Annotated in this window: 18 protein-coding genes; 12 read left to right on the forward strand and 6 right to left on the reverse strand. The window is 68.3% G+C overall.

The genetic code is table 11. The features are described 5' to 3' along the window. Positions 1 to 62: 62 nt before the first annotated feature. From ACSFBC_RS13600 to ACSFBC_RS13625, 6 genes are all read left to right on the forward strand, one after another. Positions 63 to 1,127, forward strand: a complete 1,065-nt coding sequence (locus ACSFBC_RS13600) for an inositol monophosphatase family protein (protein WP_435510857.1) — start codon at positions 63 to 65, stop codon at positions 1,125 to 1,127. Then, positions 1,127 to 3,379, forward strand: a complete 2,253-nt coding sequence (locus ACSFBC_RS13605) for an FUSC family protein (protein WP_435510858.1) — start codon at positions 1,127 to 1,129, stop codon at positions 3,377 to 3,379. Before ACSFBC_RS13600 ends, ACSFBC_RS13605 begins: the two co-directional genes overlap by 1 nt. Beyond that, positions 3,376 to 4,470, forward strand: coding sequence for a mechanosensitive ion channel family protein (locus ACSFBC_RS13610; RefSeq protein ID WP_435510859.1), 1,095 nt, complete (start codon positions 3,376 to 3,378; stop codon positions 4,468 to 4,470). The genes ACSFBC_RS13605 and ACSFBC_RS13610 overlap by 4 nt, the downstream gene beginning before the upstream one ends. 239 nt (positions 4,471 to 4,709) lie before the next feature. After that, a complete protein-coding gene (locus ACSFBC_RS13615) occupies positions 4,710 to 5,603 on the forward strand; it encodes a DMT family transporter (protein WP_435510860.1) in 894 nt (297 codons plus the stop codon). Between the two features lie 106 nt (positions 5,604 to 5,709). Continuing rightward, positions 5,710 to 6,408, forward strand: coding sequence for an aspartate/glutamate racemase family protein (locus tag ACSFBC_RS13620; protein ID WP_435510861.1), 699 nt, complete (start codon positions 5,710 to 5,712; stop codon positions 6,406 to 6,408). Between the two features lie 94 nt (positions 6,409 to 6,502). After that, positions 6,503 to 6,859, forward strand: a complete 357-nt coding sequence (locus tag ACSFBC_RS13625; protein ID WP_435510862.1) for a DUF1801 domain-containing protein — start codon at positions 6,503 to 6,505, stop codon at positions 6,857 to 6,859. A gap of 175 nt (positions 6,860 to 7,034) precedes the next feature. Here ACSFBC_RS13625 and ACSFBC_RS13630 read toward each other — a convergent pair whose 3' ends face one another. The 4 genes from ACSFBC_RS13630 to ACSFBC_RS13645 form a co-directional block, all read right to left on the reverse strand. Further along, a complete protein-coding gene (locus tag ACSFBC_RS13630; protein WP_435510863.1) occupies positions 7,035 to 7,718 on the reverse strand; it encodes a pyridoxamine 5'-phosphate oxidase family protein in 684 nt (227 codons plus the stop codon). A 167-nt stretch (positions 7,719 to 7,885) separates the two neighbouring features. Continuing rightward, the gene (locus ACSFBC_RS13635) at positions 7,886 to 8,287 is read right to left on the reverse strand and encodes a YgiW/YdeI family stress tolerance OB fold protein (protein ID WP_435510864.1); all 402 of its coding nucleotides are present in this window, start codon (positions 8,285 to 8,287) and stop codon (positions 7,886 to 7,888) included. A 93-nt stretch (positions 8,288 to 8,380) separates the two neighbouring features. Further along, entirely contained in the window at positions 8,381 to 9,760 is a 1,380-nt protein-coding gene (locus ACSFBC_RS13640; RefSeq protein ID WP_435510865.1) for an ATP-binding protein, read from the reverse strand. After that, entirely contained in the window at positions 9,760 to 10,419 is a 660-nt protein-coding gene (locus tag ACSFBC_RS13645) for a response regulator transcription factor (RefSeq protein WP_435510866.1), read from the reverse strand. The genes ACSFBC_RS13640 and ACSFBC_RS13645 overlap by 1 nt, the downstream gene beginning before the upstream one ends. A gap of 116 nt (positions 10,420 to 10,535) precedes the next feature. Here ACSFBC_RS13645 and ACSFBC_RS13650 point away from each other — a divergent pair, with 116 nt between their 5' ends. Both ACSFBC_RS13650 and ACSFBC_RS13655 read left to right on the forward strand, forming a co-directional pair. Next, positions 10,536 to 11,114, forward strand: coding sequence for a PadR family transcriptional regulator (locus ACSFBC_RS13650; RefSeq protein WP_435510867.1), 579 nt, complete (start codon positions 10,536 to 10,538; stop codon positions 11,112 to 11,114). 129 nt (positions 11,115 to 11,243) lie between these two features. After that, entirely contained in the window at positions 11,244 to 12,071 is an 828-nt protein-coding gene (locus tag ACSFBC_RS13655; protein ID WP_435510868.1) for a siderophore-interacting protein, read from the forward strand. A 4-nt stretch (positions 12,072 to 12,075) separates the two neighbouring features. Here ACSFBC_RS13655 and queG read toward each other — a convergent pair whose 3' ends face one another. After that, on the reverse strand, positions 12,076 to 13,143 hold the full coding sequence (queG, locus tag ACSFBC_RS13660) for a tRNA epoxyqueuosine(34) reductase QueG (RefSeq protein ID WP_435510869.1): 1,068 nt from the start codon (positions 13,141 to 13,143) through the stop codon (positions 12,076 to 12,078). Between queG and tsaE the strand changes: the two genes are divergently transcribed. The 3 genes from tsaE to ACSFBC_RS13675 all read left to right on the forward strand — a co-directional run bounded on the left by tsaE (position 13,129) and on the right by ACSFBC_RS13675 (position 15,480). Beyond that, positions 13,129 to 13,638, forward strand: coding sequence for a tRNA (adenosine(37)-N6)-threonylcarbamoyltransferase complex ATPase subunit type 1 TsaE (gene tsaE, locus ACSFBC_RS13665; protein WP_435510870.1), 510 nt, complete (start codon positions 13,129 to 13,131; stop codon positions 13,636 to 13,638). The genes queG and tsaE overlap by 15 nt on opposite strands. After that, positions 13,635 to 15,080: an N-acetylmuramoyl-L-alanine amidase gene (locus tag ACSFBC_RS13670; protein ID WP_435510871.1), complete on the forward strand. Its 1,446-nt coding sequence runs from the start codon at positions 13,635 to 13,637 to the stop codon at positions 15,078 to 15,080. The genes tsaE and ACSFBC_RS13670 overlap by 4 nt, the downstream gene beginning before the upstream one ends. 136 nt (positions 15,081 to 15,216) lie before the next feature. Beyond that, on the forward strand, positions 15,217 to 15,480 hold the full coding sequence (locus tag ACSFBC_RS13675) for a glycine zipper domain-containing protein (RefSeq protein WP_435510872.1): 264 nt from the start codon (positions 15,217 to 15,219) through the stop codon (positions 15,478 to 15,480). Positions 15,481 to 15,625: 145 nt separating this feature from the next. Here the strand turns inward: ACSFBC_RS13675 and ACSFBC_RS13680 are convergent, their stop codons facing one another. Further along, the gene (locus ACSFBC_RS13680; protein WP_435510873.1) at positions 15,626 to 16,288 is read right to left on the reverse strand and encodes a DedA family protein; all 663 of its coding nucleotides are present in this window, start codon (positions 16,286 to 16,288) and stop codon (positions 15,626 to 15,628) included. Between the two features lie 47 nt (positions 16,289 to 16,335). Here ACSFBC_RS13680 and ACSFBC_RS13685 point away from each other — a divergent pair, with 47 nt between their 5' ends. Beyond that, on the forward strand, positions 16,336 to 16,836 hold the full coding sequence (locus ACSFBC_RS13685; RefSeq protein WP_435511179.1) for a GNAT family N-acetyltransferase: 501 nt from the start codon (positions 16,336 to 16,338) through the stop codon (positions 16,834 to 16,836). Positions 16,837 to 16,841 lie beyond the last annotated feature (5 nt).

Raw genomic sequence — 16,841 nt, forward strand, 5'->3', positions numbered from 1 at the left:
TGCGTCCCGCATCGCCCGGACGCCTCTTCAGGGCCCCTGCCCCCGCCGCTCTTCCACAATCCATGTCGTCGCCCAATCTCCATCCCATGCTCAACGTGGCCGTCAAGGCCGCACGCGCCGCCGGTGCCATCATCAACCGTGCCGCGCTGGACGTCGAAGCCGTTCGCATCTCGCAAAAGCAGGTCAACGACTTCGTGACCGAGGTGGATCACGCCGCCGAGAAGGTCATCATCGAGACCCTGCTCACCGCGTACCCGGGCCACGGCATCCTCGCGGAAGAGTCGGGCAGCGAGTTCGGCGCCAAGGATTCGGATTTCGTCTGGATCATCGACCCGCTCGACGGCACCACCAACTTCATTCACGGCTTCCCGGTCTACTGCGTGTCGATCGCGCTGGCGGTCAAGGGCAAGGTCGAGCAGGCCGTGGTCTACGACCCGAGCCGCAACGACCTGTTCACCGCCACCAAGGGCCGCGGCGCCTACATGAACGACCGGCGTATCCGCGTGAGCAAGCGCGTCAAGCTCAGCGACTGCCTGATCTCGACCGGCTTCCCCTTCCGTACCGGCGACAACTTCAAGCAGTACCTGGCCATCATGGCCGACCTGATGCCCAAGATGGCCGGCCTGCGCCGTCCCGGCGCCGCGGCACTCGACCTGGCCTACGTGGCGGCCGGCTTCACCGACGGCTTCTTCGAGACCGGCCTCAACCCCTGGGACGTGGCCGCGGGCTCGCTGCTCGTGACCGAGGCCGGCGGCCTGGTCGGCAACTTCACCGGCGAACCCGATTTCCTCGAACAGCGCGAATGCCTGGCCGGTGCGCCGCGCATCTACGGTCAGCTGGTGCCGATGCTCGCCAAGTACTCGAAATTCGCAGGCGTCGATGAAAAGATGCGCGCCAGCCATCGCATGCGCCAGGTCGCGGCCACCGCCACCCCTGACGCCGACACCTCGGCCGACCTGTACGCCCGCACCACCACCTCGGGCCTGGAAGCCGAAGCGGCCGATGCGGCGGACGAGACGACCGCGGCACCCGCAGCAGCGCCCGTAGCGGCTGCCCCGCGCAAGCTCACGCGCATCCGGCGCGACGCCGCCACGCCGCCCGCAGAGGGCGACCCCACCGCCCGCTGATGCTGGCGCCGCGCGCCGCCGTCTCACGCACCCGCGCCGCGCTGCGGGTCGCGCTCAGCCACTACATCACGAACGGCCTGTCCGTCGCGTTCGGGCTGTTCCTGATCTCGGCCGGCGTGCATTTCTGGCTGGGCGCGCTCGCGTCCGCCGCGGCGGCGGTCGGCGTGATCGTCACCGCGCCGCCCGACCTGCCCGGCCCGCGCCGCGGCAAGTTCCTGCAGATGCTGCCGGCCCCGTTGATCGGCCTGCCGCTGTTCTTCGCGGTGCAGATGCTGCACGGTGCGCCGATCCGGCTCGGGCTGCTGATGGTGCCCGCCACCTTTCTGGCCTTCACGGCCATGGCCTGGGGCAAGCGCGGCATCCCGATCGCGATCGCCGTGATGTTCTCGATGATCTTCTCGATGGCCACGCACAAGCCCGAGAACATCGACGAGGCGATCTACCGGACTCTGATCTTCGGCCTCGGCGCCGGGCTCTACGTCATCTACGCGACGCTGGCCAACCTCGCGCTCAACGGCCGCTACCGCGTGCAGGCCATGGCCGACGTGCTGCTGTCGCTGTCCGCGCTGATGCGCACCGAGGCCAGCCAGTTCAGCTCGCGCGAGGAGTCGGGCGACGTGCGCGAAGTCCCCGCGCCCATGCTCGGCCGCCTGCTGAGCGAGCAAGCCGCGCTGGCCGACCAGCTGCAGGCCACGCGCGACATCGTGCTCGAGTCGCCGCGCACACCCCAACGGCAGCGGCTCGCGGGCATGCTGGTGGTCGTGCTCGAGATGCGCGACCAGCTGCTGGCCAGCGAACTCGACCTCGAAGCCCTGCAGGCCAACCCTTCGCACTCCCCGGCGCTGACCGAGATGCGCCGCGTGCTCGAGGCGCTGGCCGACGACACCGCCGCACTGGCCGACGCGCTGCTGCTGGGACGACGCCCCGACGCGGTGGCCGACCGCCGGCCGCAGCTGATCGCAGTGCGCCCGCCCGAAGACATCCGCCCCGCCAGTGCCGCGGCCGGCCCTTCGGCGGCCATGCTGGCACGCGGCCTGGCCAGCCGCATCGGCCACATCAACGACGAGGTGCTAAGGCTGGCGGCCATGGCGCGCGGCGAGGTGGCCCCGGACCTGGCCGTGGTGCGCGCCAACTGGCACATGTTCGTGAGCCCCACGGCCTGGTCGTGGCGCCCCTTTCTCACGCTGTGGCGCTGGGATGCACCGCCGCTGCGCCATGCGATCCGCGCCTCGCTCGCCATCGCGGCGGGCTACGGCATCGCGCTGCTGCTGCCCTGGGGCTCGCACGACTACTGGATCCTGCTGACCATCGTGGTGGTGCTGCGCGGCAGCCTGTCGCAGACTTTGGAGCGGCGCAACGCGCGGGTCGCGGGCACGCTGCTGGGCTGCGTGCTGGCGGTCGGCCTGCTGTCGGCGCACCCCTCGGCCCTCGGGCTGCTGTCGGCGACCGTGGTGGCGCAGGCCATCGCGCACGGCTTTGCGGTGCGGCGCTACCTGGTCACCGCCGTCGCGGCCACGGTGCTCGGCCTGGTGCAGGCCCACCTGCTCAACACCGGTGCGGCCCCGACCTTCGCCCTGTTCGAACGCATCGCCGACACGCTGATCGGCGCCGCGCTGGCTTGGGCCTTCTGCTATGTGCTGCCGTCCTGGGAGCGCAGCCAGATCCCGGCCCTGGTGGCGCGCACGCTGCGTGCGCAGGCCCTTCACGCGCGGCTCGCGCTGGGCCTGGGACAGCTGCATGCGATCGACAGCAGCCCCGAACTCGAATGGCGCCTGGCGCGCAAGGAGGCCTTCGACAGCCTCTCGGCGCTGGTGCAGGCCACGCAGCGCTCGCTGTCGGAGCCGCGCGCCGTGCGTCCACCCATCGTGCCGCTGGAGCAGCTGCAGGCCCACAGCTACCAGTTGCTGGCCCAGTTGAGCGCGGTCAAGTCGATGCTCGTGCTGCGCCGCGACCGGCTCACGCCCGCCGACATCGAGGGGCCGCTGCAACGCACCGCCGAGCGCATCGAGGCCGCGATCGGCAGCATGCCCATCGCCGGCAGCGACCTGCCTTCCGGCGCGCCGGCCACCGCATTGGCCGGCCCCATCCCGCTGCCCGATCCCTTCGACAACGACATCAGCCCCTGGCTGCTGCGCCGGCTCGACCTCGCCACCGGCATCTCGGTGCAGCTGCGCGACGACGCGGCACGCATCCTGCAGTCCCTTTCCGACGATTCCCTCCACCCTTCCTTTCAAGGAACCCCTGAACGATGAACAAAGACATGCTGCTCGGCCACCCCTGGTTCGCTCCCTCCCTTTCCGCGCTGATCGCCGTCGTTCTCGCGCTGCTCGTGCACCGCGTGGCCTCGGTGGTGCTTCAGAGGGTGACGCGCCACGCGCCAGTGCTGCATGCGCTTCTGGTCAACGTCAAGCCCGCGGCACGGTTGGTGCTGCCGCTGCTCGCACTGCAGATGGTCTGGCAGGCCGCTCCCGACGACCTGCGCTTCATCGCGGGCGTGCGGCATCTCAACGGACTGCTGCTGATCGCCGCGGCCAGCTGGCTTGCGATCCGCGCGGTCAACGGCTTTGCCGACGGCCTGATCGCCAAGCACCCCTACGATGCGGCGGACAACCTGCAGGCGCGGCGCGTGCTCACGCAGACGCGCGTGCTGGCGCGCACCGCCAACAGCATGCTGCTGGTGGCCGGCGGCGCGATGATGCTCATGACCTTCCCGGGTGCGCGCCAGGTCGGCGCCAGCCTGCTGGCCTCGGCCGGCGTGATCGGCATCGTGGCCGGTCTGGCCGCCAAGCCGGTGTTCAGCAACCTGATCGCGGGCCTGCAGATCGCGCTGGCGCAGCCCATCCGCATCGACGACGTGCTGGTGGTCGAGGGCGAATGGGGCCGCGTCGAGGAGATCACGGGCACCTTCGTCGTGCTCAAGATCTGGGACGACCGCCGGCTGATCCTGCCGCTGAGCTACTTCATCGAGAAGCCGTTCCAGAACTGGACCCGGCACAGCGCGCAGCTGCTGGGCTCGGTGTTCGTCTATGCCGACTACGGCATGCCGCTCGAACCCTTGCGCACCGAGGTCGAGCGCATCGTGAAGGCCGCGCCCGAATGGGACGGACGCTTCTTCAACCTGCGCGTGGTCGACACCACCGAGCGCGCGATGCAGATCCGCGTGCTCTGCACCGCGGCCAACTCGAGCCTCGCCTTCGACCTGCGCTGCTCGGTGCGCGAAGGCCTGATCGCGTTCATGCAGCGCGACTACCCGCAGTTCCTGCCGCGGCTGCGCGTCGAGGACGGCGATGCGCCCGCCCCGGCAGGTGCACCGGCGCTGGTACCGCAACCGCAGCCGATCTGAGTGTTCTGCACGACAAAGTCCGAGAACCCTTGACCGGGTTCTGGGGGGTGCACGTTGTCGGGCAGGTGCGCACGCAGCGCCTGCAACGACTTCTTTGGAAAGCGCTGACCGGCTTGGTTCGGGCTCCTTCGCGACGTCAGCACGACCGGCTACAGTCGCAGGACCAGACGTTCGTAGCGCCTATGCCAGGCAGTCAAGAATAAGCCCCCTCCCGGCCACTGCCGCGAGACAACCCGACCATGCACCCGACCGGAACCCTGCGCGGCATCGCCGCGATGCTGTTGGCTTGCGCCTTCTTCGCCTGCATGGACGCGCTGCTCAAGAATCTGGCCGCTCATTACCCGCCGGTGCAGGTGATGGCCATGCGCGGTCTCACGGCCCTGCCCTTGGTGTGCCTGTACATCGCTTGGCGGCGCGAGGCAGCTGGCGTCTTCAACCGCCGGCTGCGTTGGCGCCTGCATCTGCTGCGCACCGCGCTGAACATGACCATGCTCGTCCTCTTTGTCCATGGCCTGAAGACCCTGGGCCTGGCCGAGGCCTACACACTCACTTTCATCGCTCCGCTGCTGATGGTGCTCATCGCCGTGCCGATGCTGGGCGAGTCGGTCCAGCCGCGGCACTGGATCGCGATCGGGCTGGGCTTCATCGGTGTCGTGATCGCACTGCGACCCGAGCAGGGCGCTTTCCTCTCGACGGGCGCTCTGGCGATCCTGGTGGCCGCAGTCTGCTACGCGCTGTCGAACATGCTGGGCCGGCTCATCAGCCGCACCGAATCGAGCGCCGCGCTGGTCTTCTGGACCACGGCCGGCATGGCTGTCGGCGGCAGCCTGTTGTCGGCACCGCAATGGGTACCCATCCAGGCCCAGCACACGTGGGTGCTTGCAGGTCTGGCCATCAGCGGTTTTCTGGGTCAGTTGGCCATCGCCGAGGCCTTCCGCCACGGCCAGGCCGCTGCCATCGCGCCCTTCGAATACAGCGCCCTCGCCTGGGGACTTCTGCTGGACTGGGTGTTCTGGCAGGCCGCGCCCGATGCATGGACGCTGGGCGGCGGGGCGTTGATCGTTGCGAGCGGACTGTGGCTGGCGCGAAGCGAGGCGCCAAGGTCCGCACAGAAAAAGCGGCAATCCGCCTGATCGGCTGAAGTGACCGGCTACAGTCATCCAGGAGCAGTCGCTCGCCTGCACGATTCAGTGCTGGCCTGTCGCGCTACGGCGCCTACGTAGAGTGGAGGAACCTGGAGTGAGACCTATCGCCCACATCGGCATCGTCGGCTGCTCGGCCGAAGGGGCTGCGCTGTGCTATCGCACCATCTGCGCTGAAGGCGCCATGCGGCTCGGCCAGCACGCACACCCCGAAGTCTCCATGCACACGCCATCGCTGGCAGCGTACGTCGAGTGCCTCGATCGCCGTGACCTCGATGGCGTGGCGGCACTGATGCTGGCATCGGCCGACAAGCTGGCGCGCGCGGGCGCCGACTTCCTGATCTGCCCCGACAACACCATCCACGCCGCGTTCTCGCGCGTTGCGCCGCGCTCGCCGCTTCCCTGGTTGCACATTGCCGACGTGGTGGCGACCGAGGCCGAGCGAAGAGGCTTCCAGCGCGTCGGCGTCACCGGCACGCGCTGGTTGGTTCAAAGCGATGTGTATCCGGAGCAACTGACCGCACGGGGCATTGAGGCCGTGCGTCCGTCCGATGCGGCGCGCGATGAAATGAGCCGCATCATCATGGAGGAATTGGTGAATGGCGTGATCCGGCCTGAATCGGTGGCGGTGTTCCGCTCTGCCATCGACCATTTCAAGAATCACCAGGGCTGCGATGCCGTGGTGCTCGGCTGCACCGAGATTCCGCTGATCATCGACGACAGGAACTCGGTGCTGCCGACATTGGATTCAACGCGTCTGCTGGCCCGTGCGGCGCTGGATCGTGCGGTCGGCTAAGGTCACCCGATTGAGCGCCGCAAAAATCATCCTGGCCGACTCGAAGCAGCCAGAAGCCGAGGCTGCGTGAGGCGCCTTCAAGTGAAGCATGTCGATGAAATCTGTTGAAGCATTGGTGGAAGACATTCGTTTGGTGAGCGAAGAACGCTACGAGACCGTCCAGGCAGTCCGCACGCTGATCGGGAAACTTGTCGAGCCTCTGTCCGAAGAGGTCAAGTACGGCGGCATCCTGTTCTCTTCGGGCGAACAGTTTGGTGGCGTCTTTGCCTACAGGGACCACGTGTCGGTGGAGTTCTCGATGGGTGCGGCCATCATCGATCCCTTCGCGCACCTGGAAGGCGGTGGCAAGTTGCGAAGACATCTCAAGCTCACTTCGCCAGCCGACATCGAAAGCAAGCGGTTGGTCGAATACGTTCCGCTGGCAGTGAAGGCAGCAAACGATGCAGCCTGAGCCTTTCTCGAACGGATCTCCCGACGCCCGCGACTTTTGGCCGTTGCTCCTGCCGCGCGTTGTGTGACTGCTTCCGGGGAGAGTCCAGCGTCCGCTTCGGTGCCCCCAGCAGTCAGTCGCGGCTCCCGGAAGCAGACGCCCAAGTCGCCCTTATGCTTGGTGCCGGGGGCTGTCTTCAGTAGAAACCAACTCGGTGGCGATAGCGTTCCGCGCGCTGCTCGTCGTACTGTTCAGCATCGAACTGCTCACCCTGGATGGCTCGGAGGACCTGACCACCTGTGGGCATCGTCGCCGGCACGACAAAGCGTTCCGGATCCCACAGGTGGGAGCGTAGAAACGCCTTTGAACACTGCGTGTAAGCCTCGTCGATCTCGACCAAAATACCGAGCAACGGTTGTTTGCCATCGACGGCGCATGGGGCGAGCAAATCTGCATCGACGGTGAGTACGGCATGACCGTTCACCCGAAACGTGTCAGTGATGCCAGGCACGATGAAGAGCAGCCCTGTCCGTGGGTTCGCCAGAATATTGCGCAGTGAATCCGCAAGGCGATTTCCGGGGCGCTCCGGAATGAGCAAAGTACGATCGTCAAGGATGCGCACGAATCCTGCTGGATCACCCCTCGGACTGAGGTCACAGTTCCCTGAGCCATCACTTGTGGCAACGCAAACCAGAGGCGAGCGCTCGACGAACAAGCGAGTCATCGAGTTCAGTCGATTGCTGACCTTGGCACGGGTCAAGTCGGCGGGTTCACCGATGAGGGCGCGTAGTTGCGACTCGGTTTCGATGATCTGGGAAGAAGCGGGGCGTGCTGAGGTTGGGGTCATCTGTTCCACCGGCAACATGATCAAAGCGGCCATTGTGCAGGCTGGGGCATCTGGAGCCGGCAGTGAAGGTCCGGCCTGGCCGAAGCAGTCCGCCCAGAGCGCACCTGTCATCTGCCGCGAAGGGCTGGTATTCCTGTCGTATCAGACTTGATGAATGCACTGTCTCGGACTTCACTGGCCAGGAACACCGAGCCCCGGGGTCAAGGCAGCAGGCGCACCTGCTCGACCTCGAACTCCATCTTGCGCAGGTCCTTGTCGATCTCGCCGGTCAGCTCGACGCGCTGCTCCGCGCCGATGGGCTGGCCCGGCGGAAATCGCTTGGCCGAGATCTCGACCGTCATGCGGCCGCTGTCGTCGGCAAAGGTGTAGTTCTTGCCGCCGTCGTGCGAGACGATGCGGCCCTGCAGGCGCGCGTGCTGGTCGTCGCGGCCAGTGTCGAGCAGCTGTTTCACCGTCATCAGCGGCACCGTGCTCGGCCCGGTGTAGGGCGATGCGGCCTGGCCTGCGACAGCGGGCGTCGGACCGGTGTACTGGGCCAGCGCAGGGGCGGCGGCGCCGAGGATGCCGAGCGCGAGAACGAGGGCGGTGGCGGTTTTTTTCATGGTTTCACTCCTTGAGGTTGTATGCCCGGTGCCGGATGCATCGAAGGCATGGATGCATTGAAGCACTGGAAGCTGAAGGCTTTCTGATGTCTCTCAATCGGCCGGAAACGCCATCACCACGCCCAGCCCCCGGCCTTCGATCCCGGCCTCGAAGTGCAGCGCCGCGCCGTGCAGCGCCGCGATGCGCGCCACGATGGACAGGCCCAGGCCGCTGCCGGTCTGCCCACTGCCCAGCACGCGGTAGAAGCGCTCCGTGAGTCTTGCGCGATCGGCATCGGACACGCCCGGGCCGTCGTCGCGCACCGCGATCCGTACGCGGCCGTCGCCGATCGGCGTGGCCTCGACCTGCACACGGCCTTCTGCGGCGCCGTAGCGCAGCGCGTTGTCGACCAGGTTGCGCAGCGCGCTCTCGAGCAGCGCGGGATGCGCCTGCAGCACCAGGCCACCGCCGTCGCAGTGCAAGGCCGCGCCCGGCCACGCGGCGGCCAGCCGGCGCATGAGCGCATCGAGGTCCACCGCTTCCTTGCCCAGCGCCTCCGGCCGCTCGGGATCGAGCCGCGCCAGCGCAAGCAGGCTCTCGGTGAGCGCGGTGCAGCGGTCGACCTCGTCACGCAGGGCCTGCAGATCGATGGGCGCGCCGTCGGGCAAGGCCTGCTGGCGCTGCATCAGCTGGATGCGCATGCGCAGCGCGGCCAGTGGCGTGCGCAGTTCGTGCGCGGCATCGGCGGTGAAGCGCCGCTCGGCCTGCAGCGCATGGCCCAGGCGGCCGAGCACCAGGTTGAGCGCCTGCACGATCGGCAGCAGTTCGCGCGGCTCCTGATCGGCGGCCACGGGGCGCAGGTCGTCGGGCGACTTGGCCGCGATGCGTTCGGCGGTGCGTTCGACCGGCTGCAGCAGCCGCCGGATCGCGAACCAGCAGAAGCCGCCGAGCAGCACCAGCAGGCCCAGCATCGGCCAGGCCAGGTCCTCGGCCATCTCCTCGAGCAGTTCGAGGCGTTCGTCCCAGGGTTGGCCGATCTGCACCTGCGTGCCACCGTAGTCGGCACGCAGCAGGTAGACGCGCCAGGCACGACCGTCGACCCAGACGTTCTCGTAGCCCTTGCGACGATCGAAGGCGCGCGAGAAAGGCTGCGCGGGCGCGTCGTCGGCACGGTGCAGCACACGACCGTCTCGCGACACCAGTTGGTAGTGCAGTTCGAGCTTGGCGGCCTCGCGCCGCTCGTCCAGATCGCCGGGCGCGCTGCTCGGCGCCTGCGCCGTGCCGAGCACCAGCACCAGCCGGGCGCCCTCCTTCAAGGCATCGTCGAACACCTCGCTGGTTTCGCGCCAGGCCACGTGCACCACCACCGCCAGGCTCACGAGCCAGACCGCCACGCTGGCGCCGAGGACCGAGGCGATCAGCCGGCGACGCAGCGAATAGGCGCCGCGCGCGGCACGGCGCTCGGCGCGCCAGCGCTGGAGGCGGGCGCGCATCACGCCGCACCCAGGCCGTAGCCCTGGTTGCGCACGGTCACGATGAACTTGCTGCCCAGCTTCTTGCGCAGGTTGTAGACATGCACCTCGATCGCATTGCTCTCGACCTCCTCGCCCCAGCCATAGAGCGCCTCCTCGAGCTGCGCGCGGCTCTGCACCTGGGCGCTGCGCCGCATCAGCGCGAGCAACACCGCGAACTCGCGCGCGGTCAGCTGCACCGGCACGCCGTCGCGCGTCACGCGCTTGGCGGCCGGATCGAGCTCGACGCCGCCGTGGCGCAGCGTGGGCGCCGGCTCGCGCGCCTCGCGACGCAAGGCGGCCCGGATGCGGGCCGAGAGCTCTTCCAGGTCGAAGGGCTTGACCAGGTAGTCGTCGGCGCCGAGGTCCAGGCCTTCGACGCGGTCTTCGAGCGTGTCGCGCGCGGTGATCACGATCACCGGGATCGCGGCGCGGCGTGCCCGCAACGCCGCCAGCACCGCCTCGCCCGCCATGCCGGGCAGGCCGCGATCGAGCAGCAGGCACTGGTAGTCGTGGGTGCGCAGCGCCGTGTCGGCCTGGTCGCCGCGGCGCAGCCAGTCGACCGCATAGCCGTCGAGCTGCAGCCACGACTGAAGCGTGGCGCCAAGGGAGGGATCGTCTTCGACCAACAGGATGCGCATGGCGCAAGGCTAGCGCAGCGCGATGAAGCGAATCTGAGGCGATGGCGGGCAACCTGTTTGACTTAGACTCTATTTAGATATATCGTTATGCAATTAGATAGAACGAAAGAAACCCCATGCGCCATTCCCACGCTCCCCATTCCCACGGCCACCACCCCGCCTGCATGGCCCGCAGCGAACACGAAGACGGCCTCGGCGGCGGACGCGGCCCCCGGGGCGGCGGCGGTGGCCGCATCTTCGGCCACGGCGGCCTGCGCTTCGTACTGCTGCAACTGATCGCCGACAAGCCGAGCCACGGCTACGAACTCATCAAGTCGATCGAAGACCGGCTCGGCGGCGCCTACAGCCCGAGCCCGGGCACGGTCTACCCCACGCTCACGCTGATGGAAGAACTGGGCTACCTCACCGTCGAGGAAGCCGATGCCGGCGGCCGCAAGCGCTACCGCATCACCGACACCGGCCAGGCTTTCCTGGCCGAGAACCGCGCCACCGTCGACGCCATGCTGGCGCGGATGAACGGTGGCGTCGATGGCGCCGGCCCGCGGGCCGGCCGGCCGCCGCAGGTCATGCGGGCCATCGAGAACCTCAAGCTGGCCATGCGAATGCGACTCGCGCGTGAAGCGCTGACGCCGGCGCAAGCCAATGCCTTCGCCGCGGTGCTCGACCACGCCGCACAACAACTGGAACAGATTTGACCCACCCCCGTTGCTTGCCCACTGCGTGTGGCCGCCTCCCCCCTCAAGGGGGCCACGCCGGCGGCCCGGCAAAGCCGGTTCCGCGGTGTGTCTGGCCAAGAACTGTTTCGCTTTTCATGGAGTTCTGATTTGAACGACACCACCAACACCTCCTCCCCCGACCGCACGCCCCAACGCGTGCGCCACACACTGCGCTTCCGCGAACTCGAAGTGCGCCAGGTCCAGCGCATCACGCCGCACCTGGTGCGCGTCACCGTGGGTGGCGACGCGCTCGAGGGCTTCACGAGCCCGGGCTTCGACGACCATGTGAAGCTCTTCTTCCCCGACGAACAGACCGGCGTGCTGACGCTGCCGGCCGCCGGCCCCGACGGCCCGATCTGGCCCGAGGGCCGCAAGCCCACGATGCGCGACTACACGCCGCGCCGCTTCGATGCCGCCGCACGCACGCTGGAGATCGACTTCGCGCTGCACGAGGCCGGCCCGGCCACGCGCTGGGCCGAGCGCGCAGCCCCCGGCCATCGGCTGGGCGTGGGCGGCCCGCGCGGCTCCTTCATCGTGCCCACGGCCTTCGACTGGCACCTGCTGATCGGTGACGACACCGCCCTGCCCGCGATCGCACGCCGCCTCGCGGAACTGCCCCGGGGCGCGCGCGCCGTCGTGCTGGCCGAGGTCGAGAGCGAAGCCGATCACGTCGACCTGCCGAGCGAAGCCGACGTCGCCATCACCTGGGTGCACCGCCAGCGCGCGGCCCGCGGCACGCCGCCGCTGCTGGCGGCACTGCATGCCGCGCGCCTGCCCACGGGCGCCTTCCACGCCTGGATCGGCTGCGAATCGGCGCATGCGAAGGCGCTGCGCGCGCACCTGATCGACGAGTGCCGCGCCAATCCGAAGTGGATTCGTGCGTCGGGCTACTGGCGCGACGGCAGCGCCGGCACGCACGACTCCCACGACGAATAACGGCTCAGTCGGCCTGAGCGAGCGCCCATTCGACGTGCTCCCGCACCAGCGCGCTCGGGTGCTCGGCACGCGAGGCCAGCGCCACGCCCGCGTCGGCCTGACCGGCGCGCACCGCGTTGCCCAGTGCGACCGCGATGTTGCGCAGCCAGCGCTCGTGGCCGATGCGGCGGATCGGGCTGCCTTCGGTGTGGCGCAGGAATTCTTCCTCGCTCCAGGCGAACAGCGCGCCCAGCGCGCGACCGGTCAGGCCCTCGCGCGCATCGAAATCGGGCAGCGTGCTCTTCTTCGCGAACTTGTTCCAGGGGCAGATGAGCTGGCAGTCGTCGCAGCCGTAGATCCGGTTGCCGATCAGCGGCCTCAGCTCGGCCGGGATCGCGCCCGGATGCTCGATGGTCAGGTAGGAGATGCAGCGCCGCGCGTCGAGCCGCTGCGGCGCGACGATGGCCTGCGTGGGGCAGACGTCGATGCAGGCGCTGCAACTGCCGCAGTGCGGCGTGACCGGTGCGCTTTCGGGCAGCGCCATGTCGACATAGATCTCGCCCAGGAAGAACATCGAGCCCGCGTCGCGGTCCAGCACCAGCGTGTGCTTGCCGCGCCAGCCCTGGCCGCTGCGCGAGGCCAGCTCGGCCTCGAGCACCGGCGCCGAATCGGTGAAGGCGCGGTGGCCGAAAGGGCCGACTTCTTCGGCGATGCGCGCGGCCAGTGTGGCGAGCCGGTTGCGCAGCACCTTGTGATAGTCGCGGCCCCGCGCATAGACCGACACGATGGCCTCGCCCGGCCGCTCGAGCCGCGCGAATTCCACGGCCTGCCATTCGGCGGGCGTCTCGCGCGGCAGGTAGTTCATGCGCGCGGTGATGACCGACACCGTTCCCGGCACCAGCTCGGCCGGACGTGCGCGGCGCGTGCCGTGGGTGGCCATGTAATGCATCTCGCCATGGAACCCTTGGGCCAGCCATTGCATCAGACCCGGCTCGGCGCTCGACAGATCGACGCCCGCGATGCCGATTTGGGAGAATCCCAATTCCCGGGCCAAGGCCTGAATACGAAGAACGAGTGGATGGCTGCCGATCACCTGCCGATTGTAGAAACGCCCCAGGCGAAGGGGGCCACGCTGACCTGGCGCAGCGAAGCCGACACCGAAGCCTTTGCACGCGCCCTCGCGGCGATGCCTGAATTGCGCGATGCCTTCATCGCGCTGCACGGCGACCTGGGGGCCGGAAAGACCACTTTCGTTCGCCACCTGCTGCGCGCGCTCGGTATTGCCGGACGCATCAAGAGCCCGACCTACGCCGTGGTGGAGCCGCACGAGACGCCCGACGGGCTCGCCATCTTCCATTTCGACTTCTATCGCTTCAGCGACCCGCGCGAATGGGAAGACGCGGGTTTTCGCGACATCTTCGCGGGCCCCGGCCTCAAGCTGGCCGAATGGCCCGACAACGCGGCGGGCCGGCTGCCGCCGGCAGACCTCACCCTTAGGATCGACACCATGACCGACGACACCCGCACCGTGAACCTCCGCGCCGGCACACCGCGCGGCAACGCCCTGCTGGCCGCCGCCGCTGCATGAAGAAGGCACAGAACCCCGACGGCGCACCGCGCCGCACCTTCCTCAAGGCCGGCAGCCTGGTGCTGCTGCTGGGCGTGCAGGAGATCGCCCGCGGCGCCACCATCATGGCGGTGCGCGTGTGGCCCGCCAACGACTACACCCGCGTCACCATCGAATCCGATGGCCGGCTGCAGACGCAGCAGCTCGTGGTCGGCAGCCCGCCGCGGCTGGCCGTGGACATCGAGGGCATCCAGCTCAATCCGGCGCTGCGCGACCTGGTGGGCCAGATCAAGCCGGGCGATCCGTACATCAACGGCCTGCGCGTGGGCCAGTACGCGCCGAACGTGGTGCGCATCGTGTTCGACCTCAAGCAGGCGGTGCAACCGCAGGTGTTCTCGCTGGCGCCGATCGCGGCCTACCGGCACCGGCTGGTGCTCGATCTCTACCCCGAACAACCCGTCGACCCGATGGAGGCGTTGATCGCCGAGCGGCTGCGCGACGCGCCGCGCGTGGGCAGTGGCGGTGGCAACGCCGTCGCGGCCGCACCGCCACCGCCCTTGGTCGATCCCCTGGGCGACCTGATGGCGCAGCAGTCCACGCGGCCTTCGCCGCCGTCGACTTCGACGGCGCCGCCGGTGATCGCCGCCGCGCCCGCCAGGCCGCCGGCCGCGCCTGTGCCGCCGCCCGTGGCGCCACCGCCACCACCGCCGCGCGTGAACGCCACCGCGAGCCGCACCGACCGCATCATCATCGTGGCGCTCGACCCCGGCCACGGCGGTGAAGACCCCGGTGCCATCGGCCCCAACGGCACGCGCGAAAAAGACATCGTGCTGCAGGTGGCGCACCGGCTGCGCGACCGCATCAACGCGGGCAACGTCAACGGCAGCCCGATGCGCGCCTTCCTCACGCGCGATGCCGATTTCTTCGTGCCGCTGGGCGTGCGCGTGCAGAAGGCGCGGCGCGTGCAGGCCGACCTGTTCGTGAGCATCCATGCCGACGCCTTCACCACGCCCGCCGCGCGCGGCGCCAGCGTGTTCGCGCTGAGCCAGTCGGGCGCCTCGAGCAGCGCGGCGCGCTGGCTCGCCAACAAGGAGAACCAGGCCGACAAGGTGGGCGGACTCAACGTGGGCGCGCACGAGGTGCAGGTGCAGCGCGCGCTGCTCGACATGAGCACCACCGCGCAGATCAACGACAGCCTCAAGCTGGGCAGCGCGATGCTGGGCGAGATCCGCGGCATCGGCGCCCGGCTGCACAAGCCGCAGGTCGAGCAGGCCGGCTTCGCGGTGCTGAAGGCGCCCGACATTCCCAGCGTGCTGGTCGAAACGGCCTTCATCAGCAATCCGGAAGAGGAAGCGAACCTGCGCAGCACCAAGTACCAGGAAGACCTGGCCGATGCACTGATGCGCGGCATCCAGCGCTACTTCGCGCAGAACCCGCCACTGGCGCGCAGCCGCCAGTTGTAGGACCGGTGGGCCCCGCGCCCCGCCGAGTCTCGCAACGATGCCACGCACTCTCGCGCAGAGGTGCGCGGTCTGCGCCTACAGCGCCAGACGGAGGGGTCCAGAAAATACACCCATCACTCCTTGAAAGGTGCACATCATGAAGACACGTCTCTGGACCACGGCAGCGCTGACTGCCACTGTCATGACCCTGGCCGGCTGTGCGGCCAACGGTCCCAATCAGAACCTGGGTGTTGCCGGTGGCGCCGTCGGCGGCGCCGTGCTGGGCAATGTGATTGGCGGCAGCACCGCAGCCACCGTGGGCGGTGCCGCCATCGGCGGCCTGATCGGCAACGAAGTGGGTCGCAATGCGGACCAGCGCAATCAGCAGCGTTACTACCCCAACAACGGACCACGGTACTAGCTAGTTCACCCCCGAGGCGTCGCGCACTTCGTGTCGCTTAGCCTTCCCCCTTCCGGGGGCGATACCTGAGGCCCGGCGAAGCCGGTTCCTCGGTATCCCTGGAACAGTCGAAAGCGCGCTTTGGCGCGCTTTCTCCGTTGGGAGGTCAGTTGGCTGTTTGTGCTCTTGCCTTCTCGGCGCGGCCGGCGCGCCAGGCGCCGAAGATGGCGATAAGGCCGGGGACCAGGATCAGGCCCCAGATGATCTTTTCGAGATGCTCGCGCACCAGCGGCAGGTTGCCGAAGAAGTAGCCGGCGGTGGCGATGCCCAGCACCCAGATCAGGGCGCCGACCACGTTGAAGAGCGTGAACTTGCCGCGGTCCATGGCGGCCACACCGGCCACGAAGGGGGCGAAGGTGCGGATGAAGGGCATGAAGCGCGCGAGGATGATGGTCACACCGCCGTAGCGTTCGTAGAAGCCATGCGCCTGGTCGAAGGCTTTCTTGTTGAAGAAGCGCGAGTCCTCCCACTGGAAGACCTTGGGTCCCAGGTAGCGGCCGATGGTGAAGTTGCACTGGTCGCCCAGGATCGCGGCCACGATCAGGATCCCGCAGGCGATCGGAAAGCTCATCAGGCCGATGCCGCACAGCGCACCCACGATGAACAGCAGCGAGTCGCCGGGCAGGAAAGGCATCACCACGACGCCGGTCTCCACGAACACGATGGCGAAGAGCAGCGCATAGACCCACGGGCCGTAGGCGATCACAAAGGCCTCGAGGTGTTTGTCGATGTGAAGGATGAAGTCGACGAGAAAGCTGATGATTTCCATGGGCGCGGATTATCCTTGTTGAAACCGAACCCTCCGTGAATCACCCCATGCTGCACATCCGCGCCGCTCTCGATGCGGACTGGCCCGCCCTCTGGGCCGTCCTCGAGCCGACCTTCCGCCGTGGCGACACCTACACCTATCCACCCGACATCACCGAGGAACAGGCGCGCCAATCCTGGATGAAGGTTCCCACCGCGATCTTCGTGGCCTGCAACGACGCTGGCACGGTGCTCGGCACCTACGTCATCCGGCCCAACCAGCCAGGCCAGGGCGCGCATGTGAGCAACTGCGGCTACGTGGTGTCCGAGGCTGCGCGTGGTCTGGGCGTCGCCTCGGCCCTGTGCGAGCACTCGCAGCAGCAAGCGCTGCGCATGGGCTTCCTCGCGATGCAATTCAATTTCGTGGTGTCGACCAACGAAGGCGCGGTGAGGCTCTGGCGCAAGATGGGCTTTTCCATCGTCGGCACCCTGCCCGGCGCGTTCAGGCATCCGCAACTCGGCTTTGTCGATGCCTTCGTCATGTTCAAGCAGCTGCAGCACCCCCACTGACAATC

Source organism: Variovorax frigidus (genome assembly GCF_051216515.1).
GTDB lineage: Bacteria > Pseudomonadota > Gammaproteobacteria > Burkholderiales > Burkholderiaceae_C > Variovorax.

What these genes read in the sequence shown, in the direction of transcription:
- ACSFBC_RS13625 (WP_435510862.1), top strand. Translation starts at nt 6,503, where the DNA reads ATGAAATCTGTTGAAGCATTGGTGGAAGACATTCGTTTGGTGAGCGAA.
- ACSFBC_RS13615 (WP_435510860.1), top strand. Translation starts at nt 4,710, where the DNA reads ATGCACCCGACCGGAACCCTGCGCGGCATCGCCGCGATGCTGTTGGCT.
- ACSFBC_RS13680 (WP_435510873.1), bottom strand. Translation starts at nt 16,288, where the DNA reads ATGGAAATCATCAGCTTTCTCGTCGACTTCATCCTTCACATCGACAAA.
- ACSFBC_RS13630 (WP_435510863.1), bottom strand. Translation starts at nt 7,718, where the DNA reads ATGGCCGCTTTGATCATGTTGCCGGTGGAACAGATGACCCCAACCTCA.
- ACSFBC_RS13635 (WP_435510864.1), bottom strand. Translation starts at nt 8,287, where the DNA reads ATGAAAAAAACCGCCACCGCCCTCGTTCTCGCGCTCGGCATCCTCGGC.
- tsaE (WP_435510870.1), top strand. Translation starts at nt 13,129, where the DNA reads ATGGCTGCCGATCACCTGCCGATTGTAGAAACGCCCCAGGCGAAGGGG.
- ACSFBC_RS13650 (WP_435510867.1), top strand. Translation starts at nt 10,536, where the DNA reads ATGCGCCATTCCCACGCTCCCCATTCCCACGGCCACCACCCCGCCTGC.
- ACSFBC_RS13640 (WP_435510865.1), bottom strand. Translation starts at nt 9,760, where the DNA reads ATGCGCGCCCGCCTCCAGCGCTGGCGCGCCGAGCGCCGTGCCGCGCGC.
- ACSFBC_RS13675 (WP_435510872.1), top strand. Translation starts at nt 15,217, where the DNA reads ATGAAGACACGTCTCTGGACCACGGCAGCGCTGACTGCCACTGTCATG.
- ACSFBC_RS13610 (WP_435510859.1), top strand. Translation starts at nt 3,376, where the DNA reads ATGAACAAAGACATGCTGCTCGGCCACCCCTGGTTCGCTCCCTCCCTT.
- ACSFBC_RS13600 (WP_435510857.1), top strand. Translation starts at nt 63, where the DNA reads ATGTCGTCGCCCAATCTCCATCCCATGCTCAACGTGGCCGTCAAGGCC.
- ACSFBC_RS13685 (WP_435511179.1), top strand. Translation starts at nt 16,336, where the DNA reads ATGCTGCACATCCGCGCCGCTCTCGATGCGGACTGGCCCGCCCTCTGG.
- ACSFBC_RS13645 (WP_435510866.1), bottom strand. Translation starts at nt 10,419, where the DNA reads ATGCGCATCCTGTTGGTCGAAGACGATCCCTCCCTTGGCGCCACGCTT.
- ACSFBC_RS13605 (WP_435510858.1), top strand. Translation starts at nt 1,127, where the DNA reads ATGCTGGCGCCGCGCGCCGCCGTCTCACGCACCCGCGCCGCGCTGCGG.
- ACSFBC_RS13670 (WP_435510871.1), top strand. Translation starts at nt 13,635, where the DNA reads ATGAAGAAGGCACAGAACCCCGACGGCGCACCGCGCCGCACCTTCCTC.